27 protein-coding genes and 1 tRNA gene are annotated in these 24083 nt (G+C 65.2%); 6 read left to right on the plus strand and 22 right to left on the minus strand.

Annotated elements, in window-relative coordinates; translation table 11 throughout:
• Window positions 1–35 precede the first annotated feature (35 nt).
• The 15 genes from AAFG13_RS07630 to AAFG13_RS07700 form a co-directional block, all read right to left on the minus strand.
• Window positions 36–941 carry a hypothetical protein gene (locus tag AAFG13_RS07630; RefSeq protein WP_342711629.1) on the minus strand — a complete coding sequence of 302 codons (906 nt, stop codon included), beginning with the start codon at window positions 939–941 and terminating at the stop codon, window positions 36–38.
• 193 nt (window positions 942–1134) lie between these two features.
• Entirely contained in the window at window positions 1135–1920 is a 786-nt protein-coding gene (locus AAFG13_RS07635) for an aldo/keto reductase (RefSeq protein WP_342711630.1), read from the minus strand.
• 72 nt (window positions 1921–1992) lie between these two features.
• Window positions 1993–3312, minus strand: a complete 1320-nt coding sequence (locus AAFG13_RS07640) for a cytochrome c peroxidase (RefSeq protein ID WP_342711631.1) — start codon at window positions 3310–3312, stop codon at window positions 1993–1995.
• A gap of 36 nt (window positions 3313–3348) precedes the next feature.
• On the minus strand, window positions 3349–5052 hold the full coding sequence (locus AAFG13_RS07645; RefSeq protein ID WP_342711632.1) for an alkaline phosphatase family protein: 1704 nt from the start codon (window positions 5050–5052) through the stop codon (window positions 3349–3351).
• Window positions 5053–5428: 376 nt separating this feature from the next.
• Window positions 5429–5668, minus strand: a complete 240-nt coding sequence (locus AAFG13_RS07650) for a hypothetical protein (RefSeq protein WP_342711633.1) — start codon at window positions 5666–5668, stop codon at window positions 5429–5431.
• Window positions 5669–5690: 22 nt separating this feature from the next.
• Window positions 5691–6575 carry an alpha/beta hydrolase gene (locus tag AAFG13_RS07655; protein WP_212318546.1) on the minus strand — a complete coding sequence of 295 codons (885 nt, stop codon included), beginning with the start codon at window positions 6573–6575 and terminating at the stop codon, window positions 5691–5693.
• Between the two features lie 29 nt (window positions 6576–6604).
• A complete protein-coding gene (gene hydA, locus AAFG13_RS07660) occupies window positions 6605–8017 on the minus strand; it encodes a dihydropyrimidinase (RefSeq protein ID WP_342711634.1) in 1413 nt (470 codons plus the stop codon).
• Window positions 8017–8781, minus strand: a complete 765-nt coding sequence (locus tag AAFG13_RS07665) for an aspartate/glutamate racemase family protein (RefSeq protein ID WP_212318541.1) — start codon at window positions 8779–8781, stop codon at window positions 8017–8019. Before AAFG13_RS07665 ends, hydA begins: the two co-directional genes overlap by 1 nt.
• On the minus strand, window positions 8778–9596 hold the full coding sequence (locus AAFG13_RS07670) for a GntR family transcriptional regulator (protein ID WP_342711635.1): 819 nt from the start codon (window positions 9594–9596) through the stop codon (window positions 8778–8780). The genes AAFG13_RS07665 and AAFG13_RS07670 overlap by 4 nt, the downstream gene beginning before the upstream one ends.
• A complete protein-coding gene (locus AAFG13_RS07675) occupies window positions 9593–10369 on the minus strand; it encodes an aspartate/glutamate racemase family protein (protein ID WP_342711636.1) in 777 nt (258 codons plus the stop codon). The genes AAFG13_RS07670 and AAFG13_RS07675 overlap by 4 nt, the downstream gene beginning before the upstream one ends.
• Before the next feature lie 54 nt (window positions 10370–10423).
• Window positions 10424–11728 carry an MFS transporter gene (locus tag AAFG13_RS07680; protein WP_342711637.1) on the minus strand — a complete coding sequence of 435 codons (1305 nt, stop codon included), beginning with the start codon at window positions 11726–11728 and terminating at the stop codon, window positions 10424–10426.
• Between the two features lie 346 nt (window positions 11729–12074).
• Window positions 12075–13241 (minus strand): MFS transporter, encoded by a 1167-nt coding sequence (locus tag AAFG13_RS07685; protein WP_342711638.1) that lies wholly within the window; start codon window positions 13239–13241, stop codon window positions 12075–12077.
• A complete protein-coding gene (gene arsC / locus AAFG13_RS07690; RefSeq protein ID WP_342711639.1) occupies window positions 13238–13663 on the minus strand; it encodes an arsenate reductase (glutaredoxin) in 426 nt (141 codons plus the stop codon). The genes AAFG13_RS07685 and arsC overlap by 4 nt, the downstream gene beginning before the upstream one ends.
• Window positions 13660–14346: an MIP/aquaporin family protein gene (locus AAFG13_RS07695; RefSeq protein WP_342711641.1), complete on the minus strand. Its 687-nt coding sequence runs from the start codon at window positions 14344–14346 to the stop codon at window positions 13660–13662. Before AAFG13_RS07695 ends, arsC begins: the two co-directional genes overlap by 4 nt.
• Entirely contained in the window at window positions 14346–14705 is a 360-nt protein-coding gene (locus AAFG13_RS07700; protein ID WP_212318526.1) for a metalloregulator ArsR/SmtB family transcription factor, read from the minus strand. The genes AAFG13_RS07695 and AAFG13_RS07700 overlap by 1 nt, the downstream gene beginning before the upstream one ends.
• Window positions 14706–14754: 49 nt before the next feature.
• Between AAFG13_RS07700 and AAFG13_RS07705 the strand changes: the two genes are divergently transcribed.
• On the plus strand, window positions 14755–15282 hold the full coding sequence (locus AAFG13_RS07705) for a DUF6428 family protein (protein WP_312011631.1): 528 nt from the start codon (window positions 14755–14757) through the stop codon (window positions 15280–15282).
• A gap of 38 nt (window positions 15283–15320) precedes the next feature.
• Here the strand turns inward: AAFG13_RS07705 and AAFG13_RS07710 are convergent, their stop codons facing one another.
• The 3 genes from AAFG13_RS07710 to mgtE form a co-directional block, all read right to left on the minus strand.
• Window positions 15321–15530 carry a hypothetical protein gene (locus tag AAFG13_RS07710; RefSeq protein ID WP_212318523.1) on the minus strand — a complete coding sequence of 70 codons (210 nt, stop codon included), beginning with the start codon at window positions 15528–15530 and terminating at the stop codon, window positions 15321–15323.
• Window positions 15531–16140: 610 nt separating this feature from the next.
• On the minus strand, window positions 16141–16461 hold the full coding sequence (locus AAFG13_RS07715; protein WP_212318518.1) for a helix-turn-helix domain-containing protein: 321 nt from the start codon (window positions 16459–16461) through the stop codon (window positions 16141–16143).
• A 146-nt stretch (window positions 16462–16607) separates the two neighbouring features.
• On the minus strand, window positions 16608–18029 hold the full coding sequence (gene mgtE / locus AAFG13_RS07720; RefSeq protein WP_212318515.1) for a magnesium transporter: 1422 nt from the start codon (window positions 18027–18029) through the stop codon (window positions 16608–16610).
• Between the two features lie 84 nt (window positions 18030–18113).
• Here mgtE and AAFG13_RS07725 point away from each other — a divergent pair, with 84 nt between their 5' ends.
• Both AAFG13_RS07725 and AAFG13_RS07730 read left to right on the plus strand, forming a co-directional pair.
• The gene (locus AAFG13_RS07725; protein ID WP_342711642.1) at window positions 18114–18929 is read left to right on the plus strand and encodes a polysaccharide deacetylase family protein; all 816 of its coding nucleotides are present in this window, start codon (window positions 18114–18116) and stop codon (window positions 18927–18929) included.
• A gap of 95 nt (window positions 18930–19024) precedes the next feature.
• Entirely contained in the window at window positions 19025–20392 is a 1368-nt protein-coding gene (locus AAFG13_RS07730) for a polysaccharide deacetylase family protein (RefSeq protein WP_342711643.1), read from the plus strand.
• Window positions 20393–20400: 8 nt separating this feature from the next.
• Here the strand turns inward: AAFG13_RS07730 and AAFG13_RS07735 are convergent, their stop codons facing one another.
• The 3 genes from AAFG13_RS07735 to AAFG13_RS07745 all read right to left on the minus strand — a co-directional run bounded on the left by AAFG13_RS07735 (window position 20401) and on the right by AAFG13_RS07745 (window position 21443).
• Window positions 20401–20775: a hypothetical protein gene (locus tag AAFG13_RS07735; RefSeq protein ID WP_092114879.1), complete on the minus strand. Its 375-nt coding sequence runs from the start codon at window positions 20773–20775 to the stop codon at window positions 20401–20403.
• 245 nt (window positions 20776–21020) lie between these two features.
• A tRNA-Leu gene (locus AAFG13_RS07740) sits at window positions 21021–21105 on the minus strand.
• A 92-nt stretch (window positions 21106–21197) separates the two neighbouring features.
• Window positions 21198–21443, minus strand: coding sequence for a FliM/FliN family flagellar motor switch protein (locus AAFG13_RS07745; RefSeq protein ID WP_021080574.1), 246 nt, complete (start codon window positions 21441–21443; stop codon window positions 21198–21200).
• A 60-nt stretch (window positions 21444–21503) separates the two neighbouring features.
• Between AAFG13_RS07745 and lipB the strand changes: the two genes are divergently transcribed.
• Window positions 21504–22256 carry a lipoyl(octanoyl) transferase LipB gene (gene lipB / locus AAFG13_RS07750; protein WP_342711644.1) on the plus strand — a complete coding sequence of 251 codons (753 nt, stop codon included), beginning with the start codon at window positions 21504–21506 and terminating at the stop codon, window positions 22254–22256.
• A gap of 28 nt (window positions 22257–22284) precedes the next feature.
• A complete protein-coding gene (locus tag AAFG13_RS07755) occupies window positions 22285–22674 on the plus strand; it encodes a hypothetical protein (protein ID WP_342711645.1) in 390 nt (129 codons plus the stop codon).
• On the opposite strand, the gene AAFG13_RS07760 is transcribed toward AAFG13_RS07755, so the two are convergent.
• The gene (locus AAFG13_RS07760; protein WP_342711646.1) at window positions 22642–23106 is read right to left on the minus strand and encodes a 4-oxalocrotonate tautomerase family protein; all 465 of its coding nucleotides are present in this window, start codon (window positions 23104–23106) and stop codon (window positions 22642–22644) included. The genes AAFG13_RS07755 and AAFG13_RS07760 overlap by 33 nt on opposite strands.
• A 115-nt stretch (window positions 23107–23221) precedes the next feature.
• On the opposite strand from AAFG13_RS07760, the gene AAFG13_RS07765 reads away from it, so the two are divergent.
• Entirely contained in the window at window positions 23222–24079 is an 858-nt protein-coding gene (locus AAFG13_RS07765) for a LysR family transcriptional regulator (protein WP_212318498.1), read from the plus strand.
• Window positions 24080–24083: the final 4 nt, after the last annotated feature.

Below are 24083 nucleotides of genomic sequence, written 5' to 3' on the forward strand. Positions count from 1 at the left end.
GCGGGGCGAGGCGAAGTTCGCCGCTCGTCCCTGCCCTACGATGCAAAATCGCGCGGCGTGAAGTCGAGGTCGAGCACCTTCCATTCGCCGTAGCGATCCCGCGGCAGCATCGCGTAAGGCTGGCAGGCCTGCAGCGCCTCGGTCGCGCTCTTGAGCAGCAGCGGCCCCTTTTCCGATGCCGTGGCTTCGATCAGCAACGGCGCCGTGCCGAGCTTGCCGTCGGGCTTCATGAACACCCTGAGCTTGATCCTGACGTCATCGCCGGTGCTCAGCGTCGCCGGGAGCTTCATGCAGCTCTTCAGATGACGGCGGAATTCGGCGACCACGCTGGAGCCGACGTCGGCCTGCTCGGTGGCGGCGGCGTCGAAATTGTCCTTGCCGGGACCGGGGCCGTGCGGCGCTTCGGCCGGCAGCTTGACGGGGATGTCGGGCGGCAAGCCAAGGAGGACATTGTATTTGACGGACAGGTCCGGCTCGGGCTGCACATAGGCGGGTGGCGACGGCGTCGCTGCTTGCTGCGCCATCGGCTGGGGCATCGGCGGCGTCTGCGGTGCCGGCGGCTCGACCGCAGCATGCTGCGGAGCCGGGCTGGGCTTGGGCTCGGGCGGCGTCGCCTGCTTCTGCGGCGGTTGCTGCTGGGCCTGTTGCGGCTGAGGTGCCGGGGCTTGCGCCGGTGGTTCGGACTTGGCGGTGTCGACCGGCTTGTCGAGCGACGGCAACTGCAGCTCGGGCGTCGGCGACGGGCTCGGCACCGGATCGGGCTTGGTCTCAGTCTGGACCTCGCTCCTGGCAACCTCCTGCGGCGTCACGATCTCGACCGGCACCGTGTCAGCGGCGACCGGATCGAACTGATGCACCTCCGAATACAGGAAAATCAGCGCGAGCAGCATCAGGTGCACGAACACCGATGCCATCAGATCCGCGTTTGGCCGAAACTTCATCCCACTCGATCACATCAGTGTCGTCTCCCCGCCGGTCACAATACCGGGTGGAACCCGCCTGCCTCAATCCCCATTCGGTGCAAAACCGCAATCGGCCAGCGCGCAATAGCATGATCGGGAGCGCTGCCCAGCCATATTCCGCGCGGCGATTCACAGGCAAGGACCCAACGCGCCATGGGCCATCAGATGGGCATCACCGCGCGGCCGCGCTCCCGATCGCCAAAATCTCGCGCATGTCCTCATCCGACAACTCGAAGTCGAAGATATCCAGATTTTCCTGGAGCCGCTCGAGCTTCGAGGTGCGCGGGATCGCCGAGACATTCTGCTGCACCAGCCAGCGCAGGCAGACCTGGGCAGCCGTCTTGCGATAACGGTCGCCGATCCGCGCCAGCGCGCGGTCGCCCTTGACGCGGCCCTTCGCGATCGGGCTGTAGGCGACGAATGCCATGCCATGGCGCGCACACGCCTCGATCACGTCGGCCTGGCCCAGATAAGGATGGTACTCGACCTGATCGCAGGCGAGCGGCTCGGGGCACGCCGCCACCGCCTCCTCGATCAGCGCCACGCTGAAGTTCGAGACCCCGATATGCCGCGCCAGCCCCGCCTGCTTGACCCGCGCCAGCGCACCAAGCGTCTCGGCAAGCGGCACGTGGGGATGCGGCCAGTGCAGCAGCAACAGATCGACCTCGGTCAGACGCAAGCGCGCCAGGCTCTCTTTGGCCGAACGTTCGAGATCCTTCGCCATGAAATGTGTGGTCCAGATCTTGGTGGTCAGGAACACATCGTCGCGCTTGACGCCGGAGGCGCGCAGCCCCTCGCCGACCTCGCGCTCATTGTCATAGATCTGGGCGGTGTCGATGTGCCGGTAACCGAGCCGCAGCGCCTGCTCGACGATGCGGGCGCAGGTCCGCCCGCGCAGCTCCCAGGTGCCGAGCCCGATCGCGGGAATTTTGGCGCCGTTGCCTTCGACGACATTCATGCGCCCATTATGCGCGCATGACGAGGACCTGCCAACTCACGCATGGGTTCCGCGATGAGCCGTCGCGATCGCTCACCGCTCCGGCTGGTAACCGTCGGTCAACGTCTTCAGGAAGGCGATGATGTCGGCTTCGTCCTGCGCGGTCATCGCCGGCGTGTCGCCGAGATGGCGCTCGAACGGCGGATCAGCGACGTCGACATTGCCGTGATGTTTTTCCGGCAGATCGTCGTATTTCCGCACCGTACCGTCGGCCGCACGCGGGTAGACCTTCTCCGGATTGGTATCGCGGAAGTTATAGAAATCGAGCACCTGCTCGAGGCTCGTGAAGACGCCGTTGTGGAAGAACACGCGTCGGGTTGCGGTGTTGCGCAAGGTCGGCGTCAGAAACATCCCGCAATATTGCGTCTGCTCCGCAATGTCCGTGCGGTACGGGCCGCAGACCCCGAGATCGAAATAGTTGGGATCGCGGTTGCTGGCGAGCGCGGCGTTGCGTGGCGCGCCGAGCGCCTCATACTGGTGGTCGGTGAACAGCGGCGGCAGGCCGTCGCGGGTCGGCGCCGACGTATGGCAGCCGGCGCAATTGGCCTTGTCCGGATCGTTGAACAATTGCAGGCCGCGCAACTCGCTTTCGCTCAGCCGCGTCTTGCCTTCCAGCCAGTAGTCGAACTTGCTGCTGTAGGGATGGAAGCTCGGCTCTTCCACCTGATAGCGCGCGACCGCGAACATCGCCTCGGCGACCAGCAGCCGCGTATTCTCGAAAACCTGAGCGCCGAACAGTTCGGCAAAGCGCGGGGCATAGCTCGCCTGGCGCAGCTTCTGCGCCACCACCTCGATGCTGCCGCCGTCCATCTCATTGGGATCGAGCAGCGGGAAGATCGCCTGGTCCTGCAGTGTATCGGCGCGGCCGTCCCAGAACAGCCCACCCTGCGGCACGATGTTGACCGCCGACGCCGCGGTCCCGGTCGCGACCTTTTTCGCACGCGCAGCCTGCTGGCCTGCCGCGGCCAGTTGCGCGAAGTCGACGAGATTGTCGTCCTCGTCCTTCTCCGGTCCGATGCTGAAATTCGGCTGGCGTTCCAGATAGGTCAGGCCGGGAACGGCGCGCGTTCCCTGCCGCGATTGCGCGGGCCCGCCGAACATCACCGCCGCATTGTTGGGCGGTCCGTAGGCGTGGTCCGGACTGTGACAGGAGGCGCACGACAATGCGCCCGACGACGACAGCGACGCGTCGAAGAAGATCATCTGCCCGAGCTGCGCCATGCCGGACAGCGGGGCGACCGGCGGACGCCTGAGCTGCACCGGGCTCGGATTTGTCCCCGGAAGTCCCTGGGTCTCGACTGCCGCAACGGCGCCGGCCATGCAGAGCAGGCCGGCGCCGAGAAGCCACAACATGCGGCCGTTCATATGACGTCCAGTGATCCCAGAGCGTTAGTGATGGTGATGATCGTCAGACGGGCTGACGATGACCGTGCCGGCCGTCGGATCGAGGAACAGCTTGTTCTGCCGATCGTCGCCGTCGTGGTCGTGGTCGTGGCCATGATCGAAGTCGAACATGTCCGTGATCGATTCGACGCTGTCGTCGAACGAGCCGCCGCCGAGACGCTGGCCGTGCAGCCAGTTGTCTTCGATGAAGCGCACGACCGACGCCTGCGAGATGCGGGTGTGGCTGACGAAGTTCTTCTTGGCGTAAGGCGAGATCACAATGAACGGGATCCGCGTGCCGGGACCGCAGCGGCCGTTCACCGGCTGGCCGTTCAGGCCATTCGGCTGCGTCTGCTTGCCGATGCCGCGGCCACACTGGCCGGGACCGTTGACCTGGTCGGCGGCCGGATCATACGAGGCGCTGATCGGCGCCGTGTACTGGTGGTCGTACCAGCCGTCGGAGTCGTCATAGGTGATGATGACCGCGGTGTCGCGCCACTCCTTCTGCTTCTGCAGGAAGTTGATCAGCTCGACATTGCCCGCCTGCTCATCGAGCGGATCGGAGTTGCCGGGATGTCCGTCCTGATAGGCCGGCATCTTGATATAGGAGACCGCCGGGAAGTTACCGGCTTTCACCGAAGCGTAGAAGTCCTCGAGATCGTAGGCGTGGTTGGCCGGATCGAGCGTCTTGCTGCCGGGGACATAGGTGTGGCCGACCGCATCGACCGAACTCGGCCGCGCATGGGTCGGGTTGGCGGTCGACTTGTAGTACTGGAACCAGGCGTGGTGCGGGATGTAGTCGACGATGCTGCCGTTGACGTTGCTCGAGAAGGTGCTGCGGGCGCAGTTGGTGGTGCCGTTGCTGTTCTTGAGCGTCAGGTCGAAGCCGCCCATGAAGCTGCCCCAGCTGATGTGCTCGGCGTTGAGCAGGTCGCCGATGTTCTTGCTGGTCATCAGGACCTGGCTGGTCGTGCTCGAGCACGCGTCGTAGGCAGGGTCGGTATCACCGATCAGCGTCAGGCCGCCCTGGCCGTCGGCGATCGACGATGACGTGCCGACGATGTTCTGCGCACCATTGGTCTGGCCGGAGACCACCTCGAGCGCGCCGGGCGTCGACGGACCGAAAGTGTCGGTCCAGTTGTTGTCGCTCATCGCGAAGTTCTGCGCGTAATTCCAGAACGCGGTGACGGTGTTGCCGTCGAAATAACCCATCACCTGCCCGTTGGTGCCGAAGGCGCCGACGCCGCCGGCGGTGCCGCGACCAGTGAACTTCGGAAACAGGTCTTCCTTGCCGTTGTCGACCGCCTGCTGCTCGGGCGTATAGGCGTGATTCTGCGAGCGCGTGTTGGCCTGGGTCCGATCGAGCCGGAACGGATTGGTCGCGCCGGTGCCGTTGGCCGCATTGGTGTTCGGGTTGTTGGTCAGCAGATTGGCGTTGGCGAGGTTGTTGACCTTCGGCGTATGCGGCTTGGCCGTGAACGGAATCGAGCCGGTCGGATTGGCCGCATTCGGGTAGGTTGCGAAATAGTGATCGAACGAGCGGTTCTCGTTGAAGATCACGACGAGATGCTTGATCGGCGTTTCCGTGTGAATGTCGTGCGGATGACGATGATCGTGATCTCGATCATCGTCGTGAGCGGCGGCGCTGCACACAACTGCAGCAGCAGCGACCAGACAGACTCCGACCGTTGAAAGGAATTTCGCCTTCACTTCTTGCCCCATTTTTTAAGGATTTATGACGTCGACATGCGACAAGTTATCCATCGCCGATGACAGCGCTGTGTAAGTTTCATCACAGCGATTCATCATCGCGCGTTCGATTCACGCGTCGGTTGCAGCGCGAGCAAACGGATGTTGCATCGTTGTCATCGAATCGATCGCGGTGTCGATAACGCCGCTATGCCAGCCGCATTTTCAAAAATCTGGTAGATCGAGAAGACTAACTGGAGACCAGGAGGTCCGCCTGCACTTGAACCGTCACGACAAGTCTGCCCAACGGATGCGATGCGACAATCGCCCGCAACACATCGCTAGTGCATATACATCCAAAAGAATTCCTCATCTGCCTTGTTCATGTCGCTCGACATCACAAGCCCGAGTCTTTGGGTGACTTCCTGCACCATAACGTATGCTCGCCGAAATTCGCCCGAGCCCACAGCTCCTTGAAACTCTCTAGCTCCACGGGATGGTTGTGGAGGAACATCTCCACTTGGTGTTCATACTCATTTTTCACTTCTTCGAGGGTTTTCATGTCGATGACAGTGAGAATGGCTGAAGAGTGACGTTCTGTATCGGAGTGCTGGTGATCGCCAATGTAGCTCACCATCGAAGCTGCCAGGCTGATCGCCTTAATCCTTCATCCCGGTGATCGAGGCGCTCACCGCCCTGGGATCGCGCTGTGGCCAGCGGCCGCTTTCGACCTGCGCCAGGAAATCGCCGACGATCCGGTTGTATTCGTCGGGCTCCTCGATGTTGATGGCGTGGCCGCAGTTCGGCATGACGGCGAGCGCGGCGGACGGGATGCTCTGCTTCATCAGGACGCCCGGCAGCAGGCACGGCCAATCCTCGTCGCCGGTGATGATCAGCGTCGGCACCGTGATGCGCTTCATCTCGTCGACCAGCGTGTAGAGCGAGGGACGCTCCTTCTGGACGCCCTGCTGGGTGTTGGCCGATCCCACCGCCGAATGCTCGGCCAGCATGGCCTTGAATTCGGCGTGGCCGCGCGGATCCTTGTTCTCGTACTGCACGCGGGTCGGGCCGTAGGCGTAACGCTCGGCGAACGTCGGCATGCCGTCCTTGCGGATCATGCCCGCGATCACGTCGGCCTCGGCGCGAAACGTCTCGCGCTTGTCGAGCTCGGCGCCATAGCCGCAACCGCCGATGCACAGCGACAGCGCGCGCGCCGGGTGACGCAATCCGAAATGCAGCGTCGCAAACCCGCCCATCGACAGGCCGACGATGTGCGCCTTCGGCGCGCCGATGTGATCGAGCACGGCAAGAATATCGTCGGCGGCGCGCGCCTGCGAATAGGACGAGACCTGCTCGGGCACGTCAGACGGTGGGAAGCCGCGCGCATTGTAGGCGATGGTGCGGAAGCGCTTGCCGAAATGCCGCATCTGCGGCTCGTAGCTGCGCAGGTCGCCGGCGAATTCATGGACCAGGATCACCGGATGGCCGGATCCGGTCTCCTCGAAATAGAGCCGCACGCCGTCATCTGTCGTCGCGTAGGGCATGGTGGTCTCCTGCCTTCTTGCTTTGCAGGTTACGGGATGGTCGCTCCTGCGGGTGGTTTGGCGCGCGGCAAATATGTGCCGTGGTCCTTGCTGCCGACAAGGGTGCCGTCGTCGACGACCACCCTGCCGCGCACCATGGTCAGCACCGGCCAGCCGGTGACCTCGAGCCCTTCATAGGGCGTGTAGTCGGAGCCGTCATGGATCAGTTCGTGGCGGATCGTCACCCTGCGCTTGGGGTCCCACAGCGCGATGTCGGCGTCCGAGCCGACCGCGATCGTGCCCTTGCGCGGATAGAGGCCGTAGATCTTGGCATGATTGGTGGCGCTGAAGGCGACGAAGCTGTTGAGGTCGATGCGGCCCTTGACCACGCCCTCGGAGAACAGGATCGGCAGCCGCGTCGCCACCCCGGGGATGCCGTTCGGTACCCAGCGGAAGCTGGTGCGCCCCTTCGGCGCGAGCTTGCCTTGCGGGTCGTCGTAGCGGAACGGACAGTGGTCCGACGAGAACACCGAGAACACCTTCTGCTGCAAGCCTTCCCAGCAGGCCTGCTGGCTGGCGACATCGCGCGGTGGCGGCGAGCAGACGTACTTTGCGCCCTCCATGTTGAGCTGATCGAGATCCTTCTCGGTCAGCATCAGGTATTGCGGACAGGTTTCGCCCATCACTCGCAAGCCCCGCTGCTGCGCGCGCCGGATCTCGTCCATCGCCTCGCGGTTTGAGACATGCACGATCATGATCGGCACATCGACGAGCTCGGACAGCGAAATCGCGCGGTGCGTCGCCTCGCGCTCGACCGGGATCGGCCGCGAGGTGGCGTGGAAGCGCGGCGCGGTGTTGCCGGCGCGTTCCAGCCGGTCGGTCAGGAAGCGGATCGCGTCGAAGTTTTCCGCATGCACCATCAGCATCGCGCCGGTCTCGCGCGCGACCGACATGGTCTCGAGCAATTCGCGATCCGACAGCGCCAGCCCCTCATAGGTCATGAAGACCTTGAGCGAGGTATAGCCGTCCTCGACCAGCGCCGGCAGCTCCTGGCCCAGCACATGCTCGGTCGGATCGGTGACGATCAGATGGAAGGCGACGTCGACGTGGCATTCGCCTTCGGCCAGCGAATGGTAGTGCTTGAGCGCCTCGCGCAGCGTCTGGCCCTTCTCCTGCAGGCAGAACGGCAGCACGGTGGTGTTGCCGCCGAACGCCGCCGAGCGGGTGCCGCTGGCAAAGCCGTCGGCCATCACGATGCCATCGCCCGATGGCTGGGCGAAATGGACATGGCTGTCGATGCCGCCGGGCAGCACGAGCCGGTCGGTGGCGTCGATGATCGTGGCCGCATCGCCGAGATCGCGGCCGAGCGCCGTGATCTTGCCGTCACGGATTCCGACATCGCAGGCGAAGGTGTCGGCAGCGGTGACGACGGTGCCGCCGCGGATGATGGTGTCGAAGGACATCAGTCCGTCCCCTCTTTCGGTGAGCGATGTTCGATGATTGCAGCAAGCGGCCCGGCCAGCCCGAGCGTTGGTTTCGGATCAGGCCGCCGGAAGGTGCCGGCGACCGCCTTGCGCGGCTTAAGCACGGCAAGCGTCTCCGCCTGGCGCACAGCGGCCGCGACCGGATCGACCACGGGCACCGGAATGCGGTCGCGGACCTTTGCGGCAAGGCCTGCGAGCGGCGCGCCTGACAGGATGACGACGTCGGCGCCGTCCTGTTCGACCGCCTGGTTGGCGAGCGCGACCAGCAGCTCTTCCTTCTCGGCCTGCACGTCGGAGATCGACTGGAAGCTACCGTCGAGCGTGCGGATGCCGGCGCAGCGCGAACTCAGCCCGTGCATGGCGACGCACTCCTCATACCAGGGCGCCAGCGCGCCGGCGAAGGTCACGATGGAGAACCGCCGCCCGAGCATGCAGGCGGTGAGCATCGCGGCCTCGGCCAGGCCCACCACCGGAAACGCGAACAGCTCGCGCGCGCCGAACAGGCCGGGATCGCCGAACGCGGCGATGATGGCGGCATCGATGCCGGCGCCGGCCTCGGCCAGCATCTCCAGCGCGATCGCGCCGCCGATCTGGGCCTCGGCGCGGGTCGCGATATACGGCACGCCGCGCGCGGCGGTCGCGGGCACGAGCTCGGTGCCGGCTGAAGCCACCTTGCTGCCGGCGGCATGGAGCAGATCCGTGACCGCCACTGTCGTGTTAGGATTGAGCAGCAGGATCTTCATGGCGCAACGCTCCTCGTCTTGCGGCCGCGCGGCTTTGCGGGAGTGTCCGGCGCCGCGGCGTCATCCGCCTCGTTGTTCAGTGCCTTGCCATCGAGCGTCTCGGCGACGATCTCGCCGGTGCGGCGCACGTGGTGGGCCAGCGTTTGCCCGGCACGGGCCGCATCGCGGCGCCTGAGCGCGGCCAGGATATCCTGGTGCTCGCGCACCGATTCATCCCAGCGCCCAAGCACCGAGAGTGCAAAGAAGCGCGCCCGCTCGGCCCGCGCCAGCAGTGCCTCGTGCGTCGCCTTCAGCACCGCGTTGCGCGCGAAGCCGACGATCGCCGAATGGATCTGCTGGTTGGCCTGGAAATAGTCGCGCAACTCGCCGCGGCCGTGATGCCACTCGATCTTGTCCTGCAGCGCATCGAGCCGCTCGAAGTCGGCATCCTCCATGCGCAGCGCGGCGAGTTCGGCGGCGCAGCGCTCGATGCCGCTGACGGCCTCGAACAATTCGGTCAGCTCGGCGCGGCGGAACGGCGCCACCACGGCACTGTGGTTGAGCCGCAGCTCGACCAGGCCTTCGTTCGCCAACTGCTTCAGCGCCTCGCGCAGCGGGGTCCGCGAAATGCCGAGCGCGTCGGACAAATCCGCCTCCCCCAGCGACTGACCCGGCGCCAGCTCGCCGCGCACGATCATCGTGCGTAGCCGAGCCGCCGCCTGCTCGTGCAGTCCGACCCGCGGCACGCGCAGCCGGCGCCGTTGCTGCGCCGTGATCGCGCGCTTCGGATCCTTGCTCCGTCTGGTCGCCTTAGCTTCAGTCTTGGCTTCGGTCACCGCACGCCTTCATCGTCATGATCAGGGATCGCGGTCGCTGCGCGCAGATCGGGGTTCGTGAACAGGCTGCCCCAGCCGTGCACGCGCGCCGGGTCGCAGCCCACAGCCGTGAGACACGCCCACAGCGTCACCGCAATCGAATCCAGCACCGGCACGCCAAAACCGCGCTCCAGCCGTTCCGCTGCGCCGGCGCCACGCATGTTGGTGCAGAGCACGACGGCAGCATCGCAGCCTTCGTGCACCACTTCCTCGATCAGGCCCGCGACCTCGGCCTCGCTGACCTCGGCAAATGAGAAATTGTCCTGCAGCGCGAGATGCCGCTCGGCAAAACAATGCAGCCCGGCCGAATTCCAGTTGGCGATGATCCTGTCCTGCACATCCCTGCGATACGGCGTCACCAGCCCGATGCGCCTGGCGCCGATCCGCCGCAGCAGGTCGCGATAGGCCAGCACCGTAGTGCAGGCCTTGATCCCGGTCGCCGCCGTGATCTGCTCGCACAGGCTCTCGTCGCGATCGAAGCCGAGCCAGCTTGCCGAGGTGCCGTTCCAGGCGATGACGTCAACCTTGGCATGCGCCAGCAACTCTGCCGCGCGAAGGATCTCGCTGGCGTCGAACTGGCGCAGCGCCTGTTCCGACAGCGCGATCTCCGTCACCTTGAAGCGCGAGAAATGCGCCGAGACGTCGTCGACGCCTGCCAGCATCGCGCAGGTAATCGGCTCGAGTGCGGTATTCGACGACGGCGTCAGCATGCCGAGCCGGATAGGACGTGTCATTCGTGAGGCCTCATCAACCGGCCGAACCCTTGGCAGGATTCGGCCGTCTTTGTTTCAGACCGGGAGCTTGCGGCTGTAATCGATCAGGGTCGAGCAGATCAACAGCGCAATGCCCGCGGCGGCAAAATACATCAGCGCGAGGAAGTAGGAGCCGGTGGCCTGCACGATGAAGCCGACGATCAGGGGTGTCGTGATGCCGGCGATGTTGCCGCCGAGATTCATGCAGCCGCCGAGGAAGCCGGACTTGCCGCGGCCGGCCAGCGCCGACGGGATCGCCCAGTACATGCCGCACCAGCGCAGGAAGAACAGCGTCGTCGACAGCAGCACCACGACCGCGACCGCGTTGGTGACGTAGGCGACGAGGAAGATCGACACCGTCGCCATGATCGCCGCGATCCCGAACAGGGTGCGGAACACGGTGTTGGGCGCCCCGCCCCGCGCGCGCCAGGCGTCGCCGATCCAGCCGCCGACCAGTTCGCCGACGAAGCCCGCGAAGAAGATGATGAAGGATGCGCCGCCGAGCGCCTTGATGTCGAAGCCGTGCACCTTGAACAGATAGGTCGGCATCCAGGTCAGCAGGCCGTAGAAGGTGGTGTTGAAGAACATCCAGCCCAGGCACATGCACCAGACCGAGCGGAAGCGGAAATAAGCCATCCCACTCGCGCCGGACGACGGCGGCGTCGCCGCGTCCTCGATCGCATGCGCCTCCTCGAGATAGCGCGCCTCCGCTTCATTGACCGACGGATGCTCGCGCGGCGCGTTGCGGATGTAGTACCAGGCCCACAGGCCGCACAGCATGGTGCCGATGCCCGCCAAGACGAAGGCGACGCGCCAGGAGCTGAACGCCGCCATCAGCCAGGCGATCACGATCGAGCCGAGCGCAGCGCCAAGCGGCGCGCCGCCGTCCAGCAGAGTGGCGCCGCGGCCGCGTTCGGTCTGAGTCATCCAGATCGCGTTGAGCTTGCCGCCGGCCGGATAGATCGGCGCTTCCGACGCACCGAGCCCGAGCCGGGTCAGCAGCAACAGCATCCAGCTGGTGGACAGCGCCGCCAGCGCCTGGAAGAAACCCCAGAACAGCGTTGCGAGCGCGATCACGATCCGCGGCTTGAAGCGATCGGCGAGCATGCCGCCCGGCACCTGCATCAGCGCGTAGGTCCAGAAGAACGAGCTCAGGATCAGGCCCTGCATCGCCGGATCGATGTCGAACTCCTTGGCGATGACGGGCATTGCGACCGACAGCGAGGCGCGATCGATATAGTTGATCGAGATCAGGAACAGCATCAGCAGGAAGATCTTCCAGCGCACGCCGGAAGGCTTCGCCGTATCTGCCATTGCGATGGTGGACACCTGATCGCTCATTGCTCGCTCCTCTGCCGGCAGATTGTTTTTGCCCCGCGCGACCTTCGTCATCGAAGGTCATCGGCCCTCTCCTGCCCCGCGCAAAGTCTGCTTCAAGCCGCGTGAGGCCACAAGCACATTTTGTATTCTGCATGCAATTTTATATATCATACTGATATTAATGCATATTTTTCTGAACAAGCCTTGCAATTGAGCAGCTGGTGATCAGCGATTGGGCTTCGGGCGGCGTAGCCCGCTTGAGCAGAGCGATATGCGGAAGCTGATGCCGCCCCGGATATCGCGCCGCTGATCCGGGCTACAACACCTGTCGTTGTTGCGCTCGCTCAGGGGATGAAAGGTCGCGACGCTACTGCGAGGGGGTCTTCGGCTCGGCCTCGAGCGCGAACAATGCCAGCAGCGCAGCCAAGCTAAGCGCCGATGTGACCGCGAACGTATAGCCACCGAGCGGTGCAATCAGAAATCCGAATACCAGCGGTGCGACGGCTTGAGACAGCCGCGATGGCGCGCCGAGCAGCCCCAAGCGGTAGCCGTAATCCTTCGGGCCGAATATCGCCAGCGGCAGCGTGCCACGTGCGATCGTCAGGATGCCGTTTCCCGCGCCGTGCAGCAGTGCGAAGATCCCGGCAAAGCCACCGCCGAACAGGCCGATGACGCAGGCGCCCAAGGGGTGCGTGATGCAGGCCAATCGCGCCGACCAGAGTGGATGGAAGCGCTTCAGCAGGCTCGCTTCGACAATCCGCGCCGCCACCTGCGCCGGGCCGATCAGCGCGCCCGCGGCGATCGCCTGGGTTTGCGTCGCGCCGAGTGACTCCAGAATTCGCGGCAGATGCACCGCCATCGCGGACGTGACGCTCCAGGCGGCCGCGAAGGCAAAGGCGAGCAACACCATCGCGCGGTCGATCGGAATATGCGGCTTTGGCGTGTCGGCCGCGATCCGATGCTCGCTCTTCAGTTTGGGGACCACGAAGGCGTTGAGCGGCAGGCAGATCAGAATGTGCGCCGCCGCCCAGCCGAAGCAGGTCCAACGCCAGCCGATGGTTGCGAGGCCCCACGCGGTCAGCGGCCAGCCTATCGTGCTGGCAAACCCCGCGATCAAGGTGATGCCGGTGATGGAGCGGCGCGCGGTGTTGCCATAGATTCGCCCGAGCGCCGCGAACGCCGCGTCATACAGGCCAAGGCCCATGCCGACGCCGAGCAGCAGCCAGCTTGCAGCCATCAGAACGGCCCCCTGCGAAAGCCCGAGCAGGATCAGGCCGAACGCCAGGATAAGATTGGACGCACAGAGCACTTCGCGCCCGCCCATGCGGTCGATCTGGCGGCCGACGCGCGGGCCGAGCAGTCCTGATATCACGAGCGCCATCGAGAACGCGGCGAACAGCCAGTTCGTCGATATGCCGAGGTCCCGCGCGATCGGGTCCGCAAGAATCGCCGGCAGATAATAGCTCGACGCCCAGGCCAGGGTTTGCGTGGTGCCGAGCGCGACGATCAGGACGTTATCTGCACGGCGGCTCATCCGGCGTGCGCACCCGGCTTCCTGGGCAAGACCACTTCGCCGTCTTCCTTGATGAACCGGCCGATGTCGGCGACGGCCAGGAGATCGAGAACCGCTTCGGACGGCCGGCACAACCTCACGCCCTTGGGCGAGACCACGATCGGCCGGTTGATCAGGATCGGATGCGCGATCATGAAATCGATCAATTCGTCGTCGCTCCATTTCGGATTGGCGAGATCGAGCGCGCCATAGGGCGTGCCCTTCTCGCGCAGCAGCGCGCGCGGCGTCATGCCCATGGCAGCGATCAGCGCGATCAGCTTGTCGCGCGAGGGAGGCGTCTTGAGATACTCGATGATCTCGGGCTCCTCCCCGCTTTGGCGGATCATTGCCAGGGTGTTGCGCGACGTCCCGCAATCGGGATTGTGGTAGATCGTGATCGTCATCGGACTGCTTCCTTAGTGGTTTCGGCGCCCCGCAGCAGCCAGGTCATGAATGCCAGCGCGACCATGGCTCCCAGAACCTCGGCGACGATGAATCCCGGCAGATCCTGCGCGCGGATGCCGGAAAACGTGTCGGTGAACGATCGCGCGATGGCAACGGCCGGATTGGCGAAAGACGTGGATGCGGTGAACCAGTACGCGGCCGTGATATAAAGCCCGACCAGCCATGGAATTGCGGCCTCACGAAACCGGAGGCCACCAATGATCGTTGCGATCAGTCCGAACGCGGCAACGAATTCGGCAAACCATTGCGGAAATCCCGTCCGTGCCTTCGCCGAGAACTCCAGGAGCGGCAGGCCGAACATGGCGTGCGCGACCATCGCGCCGAGGATTCCCCCGAGCACCTGCGCCGTGACGTATTGCGCGGCGTGCGGCGGACGGAGTTTGCCCTTGAGCATGAAGACCAGCGTGACTGCCGGATTGAAATGCGCGCCGGATATTGGTCCGAGGATCGTGATCAGCACCACCAGAATGGCGCCGGTCGGAAGGGTGTTACCGAGCAGCGCCAACGCCACGTCCTTGGTCAACGTCTCGGCCATGATGCCGGAGCCAACGACGGTCGCGACCAGAAGCAAGGTACCGAGGCCCTCGGCCGCCAGGCGCCGCGGCAGGTCGAAGCCGTGCATCAGGCGCGCGCCTTTTTCTTGGCCGTGGACGGCCCGCACTGAACATCGGCGAGCGCCGGCGCGCAGATGTCGGGGTGGCCCGCACAGCAATCCTTCATCAGGAAGGCGATGAGATCGCGCAAGCCGATGAAATCCGCCGAGTAGATGATCGAACGCGCCTCGCGGCGCGGCACGATCATGCCGGCATGCTCGAGGTCCTTCAGATGGAACGACACGTTGGATGGCGATACTGCGACCGCCTCGGCAATCGCCCCTGCCGCCATGCCATCGGGACCGGCCTGTACCAACAGCCGCACGATCCGCAGCCGCGTTTCCTGCGACAGCGCGGCGAAGGCGGTTCGGGCTTGACGCTCCTCCATCTTTCGATAATCCTACAATTCAATAATCATTGAAATGAGGATAGCAGCCGTGAACCCGCTTGCCAATACCCGATCGACCGTCGGCGCCCTGCTCCCGGTCGAAGAGCTCTCGTCCGCAGCACTGCTGTCCAGCCTCGAGGCGCACAGGGAGAAGCCGCTGATCTTCAGTTACGACGGCCGGGATGTCCGCCCCAGCTACCACGTCACCGAGGTCAAGACCGGCTCGTTCAGAGGGCTCGATTGCGGCGCCAACCCCGAGAGCTGGAGCGAGACCTTCATTCAGCTCTGGGACATCGAGGAGGAAAACCGGGGCCACATGCCGGCCGGGAAGTTTCTTGCGATCATCCGCAAGGTCGACGAGGCCGTCGGCTTCGATCCGCGAGCCAAGCTGACCTTCGAGGTCAGCGATGGCGTCCGGCCGATGCAAATCTATCGCGCGGAACGCATGGATACCGGCGACGCCGCCATACGGGTCTATCTCTCGGCGCGTCCATCGAGCTGCAAGCCGCGCGACCGATGGCTGCAGGAACAGCAGTCGTGCTGCGCTCCGAAAGCCAAGCAGCCGTGCTGCGGTTGATCACCAGACGCCAGCCGGGCTGACGCCCCGGCCGCGAGCTATCCGCCCTCGTCGAAGCGAGCCAATGCTCCCTGGATGAGCTCGATCTCCTCGGAAAGAGTCTCGTTCACGACCGATGGCCTGAAACCCGGAAAGCTGTGGGTTCGAACATCGTCCAGCAGGTGTTGGCGATGGTCTCGCAGCTGTTCCAGCGCTTGACGATTCTTCAGCGACACGTAGCCGGCAATGATCTGCTCGATGGCCTTCATGGGAAATCCACGCTTCAAAATAAAACGTACTGCAATCCTTCGATTAAAGCGGCCAAACCGCCTTGCTGGCAAGTCCCATGACGCTGTGCCGGGAGCGTTGACGCGGCTCCCCGCAAGACCACGCCTCGCGCTTCACAAGCTGCGGCGAAGGCCCTGTCGTCTCGTTGCGGCCGGCCCGCGCCGGCACCCGGCGTTCCCTGCGCCCTCTTTAAGAGAGAGGGCGAAACGAGATGCAAAGCTCGGACGATTCATGTCGCGAGAATGCGAAGCTGCGCCCCCACCCACATTGTCATCGCCCGCGCATGCGGGCGATCCAGTACGCCGCGGCTTCTCGATTCGAGCGCCGGCGTCTCTGGAATACTGGATCGCCCGGTCGAGCCGGGCGATGACACCGAGATGGTACGCAATTACGGTGCGTCGTATCGCGCGAGAACCATCCTCATCGTCGTCCTGGCGAAAGCCAGGACCCATTACCCCAAATGGTCATTGCTGCGCGACGCTGGGGCCCCAATCCCTCTCACAATCACATGCGGTGGTTATGGGTCCTGGCTTTCGCCAGGACGACTGCTTCCAAGAGACCGAGTGATGGTGGAGCCCGCGACGTACCCGCTCACGCCGCCGTCGGCTCGCTCGACAGCGCGGCGAACACCGTCTCCGGCGAATGGGCGATCACGGCGAGCAGCGCGCGGGCCGGTCCCCGCGGGGCGCGCTTGCCCTGCTCCCAGTTGCGGATGGTCTCCACCGGTACGCCGAGCTTGGCGGCGAATTCGAGCTGGGTGAGTTGGGCTCGGCGGCGCAGATCGCGCACGGCCGGTTGCGCGGCCGAAGGCTGTATCGCCGCCTCGGCGGGATGTGCGGGCGCGAGCGGGATTTCCTGTCCGTCCCGCAATTCGACGATCCGTCCGTCCGCCTTGAGCCGCAACCGCTGCATGATGGCCCCCCGTGATGGCCCCTTTGGAGATAGGACCATCATCCGCCAACCCCGTTAAGGCGCGATTAACGATAAACCGGCCGGCAAGGCCCCCCGGTAGGCATGACCTTTTCGGAACACCGCTTCACACTTTTCCGGGTCATGCTCTATTTCAGCCCGAACCACAGCGTGGCGATGCCGAGGAACGAGAAAAAGCCGACCACGTCGGTGACGGTCGTGACGAAGGTGCCGGAGGCGACCGCGGGATCGGCGCGCACCCGTTCCAGCACCATCGGAATCAGGATGCCGCCGAGCGCGCCGGCGACCAGGTTGCAGATGATCGCGAGCCCGATCACGATGCCGAGGCCGGGGATCTTGAACCAGGCCACCGCGGCGATGCCGGTGATGACGGCAAAGGCGAGGCCGTTGACGAGCCCGACCATGGTCTCGCGCAACACCACGCGCGTCGCGTTGAACGAACCGAGCTCGCGGGTGGCGAGCGCGCGCACCGCGACCGTCATGGTCTGGGTCGCGGCATTGCCGCCCTGGCTCGCCACGATCGGCGCCAGCACCGCGAGCGCCACCATCTTCTCGAGCTGGCCCTCGAACAGGCCGAGCACCGAAGAGGCCAGGAACGCGGTGGCGAGATTGACCAGCAGCCAGTTGAAGCGGCCGCGGGCGATGGTCCAGACCGTGTCGGACAGCTCTTCAGGGTGGGTAACGCCGCCCAGCGCCTTGAGGTCCTCGTCGGCCTCCTCCTCGATCACGTCGACGACGTCGTCGATGGTGATCACGCCGACCAGCCGCTCGGTGGTGTCGACCACGGGAGCCGCGACCAGATTGTACTTGCCGAACATCCGCGCGACCTCTTCCTGGTCTTCCAGCGCGGAGACCCGGCGGCGGCCCTCGTCGATCAGGTCCTTGACCGGAACCGGGCGGCGCGTGCGCAGCAGCACGTCGAGCGGCACCGCGCCCAGCAAGTGCTTGTCGGCGTCGACCACATAGATCTCGTAGAAGCGGTCCGGCAGATCGGGCGTGTCGCGCATGTAGTCGATCGCCTGCCCGACTTTCCAATCCGGCGGCACCGCGATGAACTCGGTCTGCATCCGCCGGCCGGCGGAATTCTCCGGATACAGCAGGCTGCGCTCGATGTCCTCGCGCTCGGCCGCCGGCAGCTTCTCCAGGATCTCTTCCTGGTCCTCCTCGTCGAGGCTTTCCAGGAGCTCGACGGCGTCATCGGATTCGAGCTCGCGGACGCCCTCTGCAACGGTCTCCGGCTCGAGTTCCTCGAGGATCTCCTCGCGGACCGTCTCGTCGACCTCGTTGAGCGCCGAGAAGTCGAAGTCCGTGCCGGTGATCTCGACCAGGGTGACGCGGTCGTCAGGCTCCAGCGCCTCGATCAGGTCGCCGAGATCGGCCTCATGCAGTTCCGCCACCACCTCGCACAGCAGGGGCCGGTCCGCGGCATGGATGGCCCGGGTGATCTCCGCGACGAATTCGGGGCGGAGCTGGCCCTCCTCGTCCCGCATCGGCATCCGGGCGAGCGGGTCGGCCTCGGCGGGTTCGGCAACGTCGATATTCTCGGCCATGCCGTGTTTCGCCGGTTTGACAGGAGGGGAAAAACTGCTCTGATGAGTGCGGAACGGATTACCTAATCGGTGGGGCCCAGTGCAATGAGAAAGATGTCGAGCGCACCGCGACCGATCCTGAACATTGTCGCGGCGCTGATCGCGCTCGCGCCTGTTGCGCTGATTAGCTCGGCGAAGGCCGCCGAATGCCCGCGCAAGGACGCGCTCGGCACCTCGCGTGTGCTCGAGGTCGACCCTGCGACCTATCCGCGCGTCGGGCAGAAAAGCTTTCCGCAGACCCTGCCGCTGCGGGATGGCGAGGTCGTGCTGACGTTCGACGACGGGCCGACACCTGGCGTCACCGACAAGGTGCTGACGGCACTGGCAACCGAATGCGTGCAGGCCACCTTCTTCATGGTCGGCCGCAATGCGGCCGATCATCCCGACATGGTCCGCAAGATCGCACGCCTCGGCCACAGCATCGGCTATCACAGCTGGGACCATCCGCATCTCAACAAAATGCCGACGGACCAGGCCGAGGCGAACATCAATCGGGGGATCGAAGCAGTCCAGACGGCCCTGCGCGGTACCGCGAGCACGGTCCCGAGCACGCCGTTCTTCCGGTTCCCCTATTTCGAGTCGACGCCTGCCCTGCTCGAGCGCATGGAAAAGCGCGGTATCGCGGTGTTCGGCGCCGATTTCTGGGCCAGCGATTGGAACAAGATGACCCCCGAGGAGGAACTCAAGCTGCTCACCGGGCGGCTCGAGGGCCATCGCAAGGGAATTATCCTGCTGCACGACCCGCAGATGCGAACAGCCGAGATGCTGCCGGCCTTCCTAAGGTATCTGCAGGAGCATAATTATCACGTCGTCCACATCGTCCCGGCGGCGTTGAAAACCGTGTCCGACCGGACACATTGAACCCGGCACCCAAGGTGGATTACAGACCGTTAAGGCGGCATTCATGGGGCCGCACCTAAGGATTCGTCAGTGCGTTTGGAATGCGGCCGAGATTGATGATTGCAGACGTCCTGGTGATGATCCGGAAGCGGTCGCGGACCGTGATCGGCGCGGCGCTGCTGGGCTGCTGCTTGATGACGCCGCAGGCCGGCCTCGCCGCGGATTGCCCGGGTAACCCCAACGCACTCGGCACCTCGCGGACCATCGTCGTCGATCCCCGGGAGCATCCGCGGATCGGCACCATGCAGTATCCGGAGACGCTGCCGCTCGCCGATCACGAGGTGGTGCTGACCTTCGACGACGGGCCGCTGCCGAAATACAGCAACCAGGTGCTGGCCATCCTCGCCAGCCAATGCGTCAAGGCGACCTTCTTCACCATCGGCTCCCAGGCCCGGTTCAATCCGGAGGGCGTGCGCAAGCTGGTCGCCGCCGGGCATACCGTCGGCACGCACAGCCAGAACCATCCGCTGACGATGAACAAGATGCCGCTCGAGCGGGTGCGGCAGGAGGTCGACGACGGCATCGCCTCGACACTCGCCGCGCTCAACGGCGACAAGAGCAAGCTCGCGCCGTTCTTCCGGATCCCCGGCCTGATGCGCGCCGAGATCCCCGAAGCCTATCTGGCGTCACAGGGCATCCAGGTCTGGAGCGCCGACTTCCCGGCCGACGACTGGCGCCACGTCTCGCCGCAGCGGGTCTACGACCTCGCGATCCAGCGGATCGAGGCCAAGCACAAGGGCATCCTGCTGCTGCACGACATCCAGCCGCGCACCGTCGCGGCGCTGCCGCGCATCCTCAACACGCTGAAGGAGCGCGGCTACCGCATCGTCCATGTCGTGCCCGCGACAGCGGACCGCCCGGCGACGCCGACCGAGCCGCAGCAATGGTTCATGCGTCCGCCGACCGAGACGGTCGCGATCACGCGCTGGCCCAAAATTCCGAACTTCGTCTTCACCGCGACGCGGACGCTGCCGGCGCCGGTGTTTGCCGACATGGATTGGCGCGATGCCGACATTCTCGATCACGCGCAGCGCGCGCGCGTCGGCGCATCCGTCCGCACGCTGTGGCCGCAGCCGCAGCTCACCCAGCCCGCGTCGGCCTCGACATTGCCGATCCCGGCGGCTGACGTGTTTCGCGTTCCCGAAGCACTGGACCTGACCCTGCTCGCGGCCCGCTCGGCGGCCGCGCAGCGCGCGACAGCTGTTGTCCCCGGCGTCGGCGCACCGCGCGCGCAAGCGATTTCGGCGCGCCAGGCCAGGCACCCCAAGCAGGCCGCGCATCAGATCCCCGCTGCGGCTCACGGCCGGCTTCACGGCGCACCGCTGCGTGTCGTACCGCCGGCCGCGAGCAATGCGTCGGTCCACGTCGCCAAGCGCACCCCGCGCGCCGAGGCCTTGGCGGCCAGCAAGCGCGTGCCTGACTAGAGCGCGATCTAGCTGACCACGATCTTGGCGACGCAGAGCAGGATCACCAGCGCCAGGAAGAAGATGTCGATATAGGATTTGATTTCGCCGGCATGCCTGAGCGCGGTGACGTCGGCGACGATCTGCTTGCGCGAGGCCACAGCATTGGGCCCCTCGCCGGCCGCAGCGGCGAGCCGCCGCGTCTCGCCTTCGAGGCGCTCGATACGCTGGAAGAAATAGAACGAGCGCAGGCCCGACAAGGCATGCATCGTTGCATAGACCAGGACCAGGATCGCGACCGTCGCGCGCTGCTCGTATTTCTCCAGCAGGTTCAGCGTGAAATAGACCAGTCCCAGGAACACGAAGTTGGAGAGGACACGGTAGGCATAGCTAGCAAAGATCATCGGGTGCTCCGGGTGGGGCAGGCTTGCGGCCGCGCGGTCGGGAGACGCGGCCGCCTCCGGTCGGCAGCGCCACACCGGCAAGGCCATGCATCCGCGAATCTACCTGACCGGTGTTACAGGACCGCATCGACCGGCGCCTCACGTCGCCCGCCGACGCTCATCGGACCTGCCCCGCGCGGGGCCGGCACGGCCAGGCCACGGCTATGCTTCGAAAAATCCAGCGATTTCAAGGATCAGCTGAGGTGTGGTGCGCTCGGAGGGACTCGAACCCCCACGGTGTTACCCACTGCCACCTCAAGGCAGCGCGTCTACCAATTCCGCCACGAGCGCTAAGGATGTCGGATGGAACCCTAAGGCGCCGCCGCATCGAGGGGGCCATGTAACAAATCATGCATGCAGGGACAAGGCGCTTGATGCATGAATTAACTGCGAACCCCGGGAGATTTCGGCAGCATCTGCTTGACCTCGACCGCAATCCGGTTGCGGTCGACCAGGACGACGCCGCTGGCCACCGGCAGGTTGTTGGCGAGGATCTTGACCTCGTCGGCCTCGGTGGCATCCAGTTCGATGATGGCGCCGCGGGACAGCCGCATGACCTGGTGGATCGGCATGGTGGTCGTGCCGAGGACCACCATGAGATCGACGCTGACTTTATCGAGGGTGGGCACTTCTGAACCGCCGAACTGGAACTAAATTGTGGATTCACCTGACCACGTTAGGGTTAGCCAATGGTTAACGACCGCCAAAGCCTCGATTTGACGACCTTTGCGCGCCCTTCGGGCGGCGAAGCGGTCGAGTGGCGGATTTCGGACCGTCCAGTGCCCTACCCCGATTCTCTCACTGCGATGGACACGAGGGTGGCGGCGATCGCCGAGGGCTCGGCGCCGGAACTGGTGTGGCTGCTCGAGCATCCGCCGCTCTACACCTCCGGCACCAGCGGCAAGGCCGATGACCTGCTCGACCCGCGGTTTCCGACCTTCCAGAGCGGCCGCGGCGGCCAGGTCACCTATCACGGCCCGGGCCAGCGCGTTGCCTATGTGATGCTGGACCTGAAGCGGCGCCGGCCGGATGTGCGCGCCTATGTCGCCTCGCTGGAGGAATGGATCATCCGCACACTGGCCGCCTTCAACGTCCGTGGCGAGCGCCGCGAGGACCGCGTCGGGGTCTGGGTGCGGCGCCCGGACAAGGGGCCGGGTCACGAGGACAAGATCGCTGCGATCGGCGTGCGGCTGCGCCGCTGGGTCTCGTTCCACGGCATCGCGATCAATGTCGAGCCCGACCTCTCCCACTTCCAGGCGATCGTGCCCTGCGGGGTGGTCGATCCGCGCTACGGCGTGACCTCGCTGGTCGATCTCGGGCTGCCGGTCACGATGGCCGATGTCGACATCGCGCTCCGGCAGGCATTTTCCGAGGTGTTTGGCGGCATAGACGCCGACCTGTCGGAAGCATCTGCCCCACGCCACAGTGACGCTTCGGTTTAAGGCGCGCATCCAGGAGCCGAGCGATCGTATGTGGTTTGCAGGCACGGTCATCCTCGGAGCCCTTTGTGTGGCGGGCGCGGTCGTGACGCTTATGCGCGTGCGAGGAGAGGTCCGGTTCAAAACCTACGACGAAGTCAATGTCGTCCAGCAATTGATGGTCTGGTCTGCGCAAAAGCTTTCCGGCCGCGAGGGCCAACGCCTCGCAGCCAAGGCGTCGACGCTCAGCAGCGACCAGATCGTGGCCCTGCAATCGATCTCGAGGGATGATCTGGCCGCCCTTGCTCCCTTCATTGATGAATGGATCGCAGGTCATTTGCCTCCGCAGAACTTGCCGGCCGAATATGAGGACTTTCGACCGCGAACCCTGCTGGGATTCAAGCAGCGGCTACAGTCCAAGGGGCTGTGGCCGGAGCGATGAACCGATCGGCGCCGCCTTCTGCGGCGCGACCTCGAGCTTGCCGGCGATGTAGCGGCGCTCCTGGGTCAGGCCGCCGAAGCCATAGGCATCGCCCTTCACCTCGTCGACATGGGCGTAGCTCTCGGTGTGGAGCGGGCCGAGCAATTCGCCCATCCGCTTGAACAGCGCCGCGAGATAGGCCGCCTTCTCGTCCTTGGTGTTGGTGCCTTCGGTGACGTGGACGTCGAGCCAATAGCTCGCGAGCCCCTGCTCGGCGAGCGACTTGCCTCCGGCGAACCAGTCGGTGGCGTCGGCTGACTTCACGATGATCGCGGTGACCTTGGGGTCCTTGTGCAGAATCCCTGCGGTCAGCTCCGACACCGCGGCGGCGATGTCGGACTTCAGTGACGGCCTCTCGCGGGAGGTTGCATAGGTGACGGTGATGAGCGGCATGATCGGTCTCCTTGAATTCGGTTGGCGCGGGTCAATCGCGCCTCCTCTAGCTAGACCTTTGCACATCATCTTGGTATCTTATCTATACGGATAGCAATGATAACGAATATTGATCATGACGGCGACGCTCGATATCGACACCGTGCAGGCCTTCCTCCTCGTCGCCGAGCTGCAGGGCTTCACCCGCGCCGCCGAGGCACTCGGCACCACGCAGGCGGCGATCAGCATGAAATTGCAGCGGCTGGAAACCGTGCTCGGCAAGCGGCTGGTCGAACGCTCGCCGCGCGCGGTGCGGCTGACCGCCGATGGCGCGGCTTTCCTGCACCATGCCCGCGCGTTGATCGAGGTGCATGACCGTGCGCTGTCGGGTGAGAAACCAGCGCGGCAGCAGTTGACACTCGGGATCAGCGATCACGCCGCCGGGCCGGAACTCGTGCCGCTGCTGGAGCGGCTGCACGCAATGGCGTCCCAGCTCGCACTCTCCGTGACCATCGGCTTCTCGCGCGAGATGCTCGACGCCTACGATGCCGGCGAACTCGACGCCGTGATCGTGCGCCAGGAAGGCAGCCGGCGCGGCGGCGAGAAACTGACCGAGGACGAATTCGGCTGGTTCGCCGCCAAGCGCTTCGTCTGGCCGCGCGGCGACGCACTGCCGCTCGCTACGCTGGCACCGCCCTGCGGCGTGCGCGCCCTTGCCGTGCGATCGCTCGACAAGGCCGGCATCGCGTGGACCGAAAGCTTCGTCGGCGGCGGCGTCACCGCGGTCGTGGCTGCCGCGCTCGCAGGCCTTGCCGTTGCGCCCCTCGTCCGCCGCATCGCGCCGCCGGGCCTGCTCGATATCGGACCCGCGCACAAGCTGCCGCGGCTCGGCGCGTCAAAGGTGATGCTGCATTCGAAGGTCAGCGATCCCGCCAAGCTCGCGGCGTTGCGGACGCTGGCGGCGACGTTCCGCAGCGTGGCCTCTGCAGCGTAGTGCG

The sequence above is a fragment of the Bradyrhizobium sp. B124 genome, assembly GCF_038967635.1.
Classification (GTDB): Bacteria; Pseudomonadota; Alphaproteobacteria; order Rhizobiales; family Xanthobacteraceae; genus Bradyrhizobium.

Excerpts from the sequence above, each read along its gene's own strand:
- AAFG13_RS07630 (WP_342711629.1), bottom strand. The coding sequence starts at position 941 with ATGAAGTTTCGGCCAAACGCGGATCTGATGGCATCGGTGTTCGTGCAC.
- AAFG13_RS07635 (WP_342711630.1), bottom strand. The coding sequence starts at position 1,920 with ATGAATGTCGTCGAAGGCAACGGCGCCAAAATTCCCGCGATCGGGCTC.
- AAFG13_RS07640 (WP_342711631.1), bottom strand. The coding sequence starts at position 3,312 with ATGTTGTGGCTTCTCGGCGCCGGCCTGCTCTGCATGGCCGGCGCCGTT.
- AAFG13_RS07650 (WP_342711633.1), bottom strand. The coding sequence starts at position 5,668 with ATGGTGAGCTACATTGGCGATCACCAGCACTCCGATACAGAACGTCAC.
- AAFG13_RS07655 (WP_212318546.1), bottom strand. The coding sequence starts at position 6,575 with ATGCCCTACGCGACGACAGATGACGGCGTGCGGCTCTATTTCGAGGAG.
- hydA (WP_342711634.1), bottom strand. The coding sequence starts at position 8,017 with ATGTCCTTCGACACCATCATCCGCGGCGGCACCGTCGTCACCGCTGCC.
- AAFG13_RS07665 (WP_212318541.1), bottom strand. The coding sequence starts at position 8,781 with ATGAAGATCCTGCTGCTCAATCCTAACACGACAGTGGCGGTCACGGAT.
- AAFG13_RS07675 (WP_342711636.1), bottom strand. The coding sequence starts at position 10,369 with ATGACACGTCCTATCCGGCTCGGCATGCTGACGCCGTCGTCGAATACC.
- AAFG13_RS07680 (WP_342711637.1), bottom strand. The coding sequence starts at position 11,728 with ATGAGCGATCAGGTGTCCACCATCGCAATGGCAGATACGGCGAAGCCT.
- AAFG13_RS07685 (WP_342711638.1), bottom strand. The coding sequence starts at position 13,241 with ATGAGCCGCCGTGCAGATAACGTCCTGATCGTCGCGCTCGGCACCACG.
- arsC (WP_342711639.1), bottom strand. The coding sequence starts at position 13,663 with ATGACGATCACGATCTACCACAATCCCGATTGCGGGACGTCGCGCAAC.
- AAFG13_RS07695 (WP_342711641.1), bottom strand. The coding sequence starts at position 14,346 with ATGCACGGCTTCGACCTGCCGCGGCGCCTGGCGGCCGAGGGCCTCGGT.
- AAFG13_RS07700 (WP_212318526.1), bottom strand. The coding sequence starts at position 14,705 with ATGGAGGAGCGTCAAGCCCGAACCGCCTTCGCCGCGCTGTCGCAGGAA.
- AAFG13_RS07710 (WP_212318523.1), bottom strand. The coding sequence starts at position 15,530 with ATGAAGGCCATCGAGCAGATCATTGCCGGCTACGTGTCGCTGAAGAAT.
- AAFG13_RS07715 (WP_212318518.1), bottom strand. The coding sequence starts at position 16,461 with ATGCAGCGGTTGCGGCTCAAGGCGGACGGACGGATCGTCGAATTGCGG.
- mgtE (WP_212318515.1), bottom strand. The coding sequence starts at position 18,029 with ATGGCCGAGAATATCGACGTTGCCGAACCCGCCGAGGCCGACCCGCTC.
- AAFG13_RS07725 (WP_342711642.1), top strand. The coding sequence starts at position 18,114 with ATGAGAAAGATGTCGAGCGCACCGCGACCGATCCTGAACATTGTCGCG.
- AAFG13_RS07730 (WP_342711643.1), top strand. The coding sequence starts at position 19,025 with ATGATTGCAGACGTCCTGGTGATGATCCGGAAGCGGTCGCGGACCGTG.
- AAFG13_RS07735 (WP_092114879.1), bottom strand. The coding sequence starts at position 20,775 with ATGATCTTTGCTAGCTATGCCTACCGTGTCCTCTCCAACTTCGTGTTC.
- lipB (WP_342711644.1), top strand. The coding sequence starts at position 21,504 with ATGGTTAACGACCGCCAAAGCCTCGATTTGACGACCTTTGCGCGCCCT.
- AAFG13_RS07755 (WP_342711645.1), top strand. The coding sequence starts at position 22,285 with ATGTGGTTTGCAGGCACGGTCATCCTCGGAGCCCTTTGTGTGGCGGGC.
- AAFG13_RS07760 (WP_342711646.1), bottom strand. The coding sequence starts at position 23,106 with ATGCCGCTCATCACCGTCACCTATGCAACCTCCCGCGAGAGGCCGTCA.
- AAFG13_RS07765 (WP_212318498.1), top strand. The coding sequence starts at position 23,222 with ATGACGGCGACGCTCGATATCGACACCGTGCAGGCCTTCCTCCTCGTC.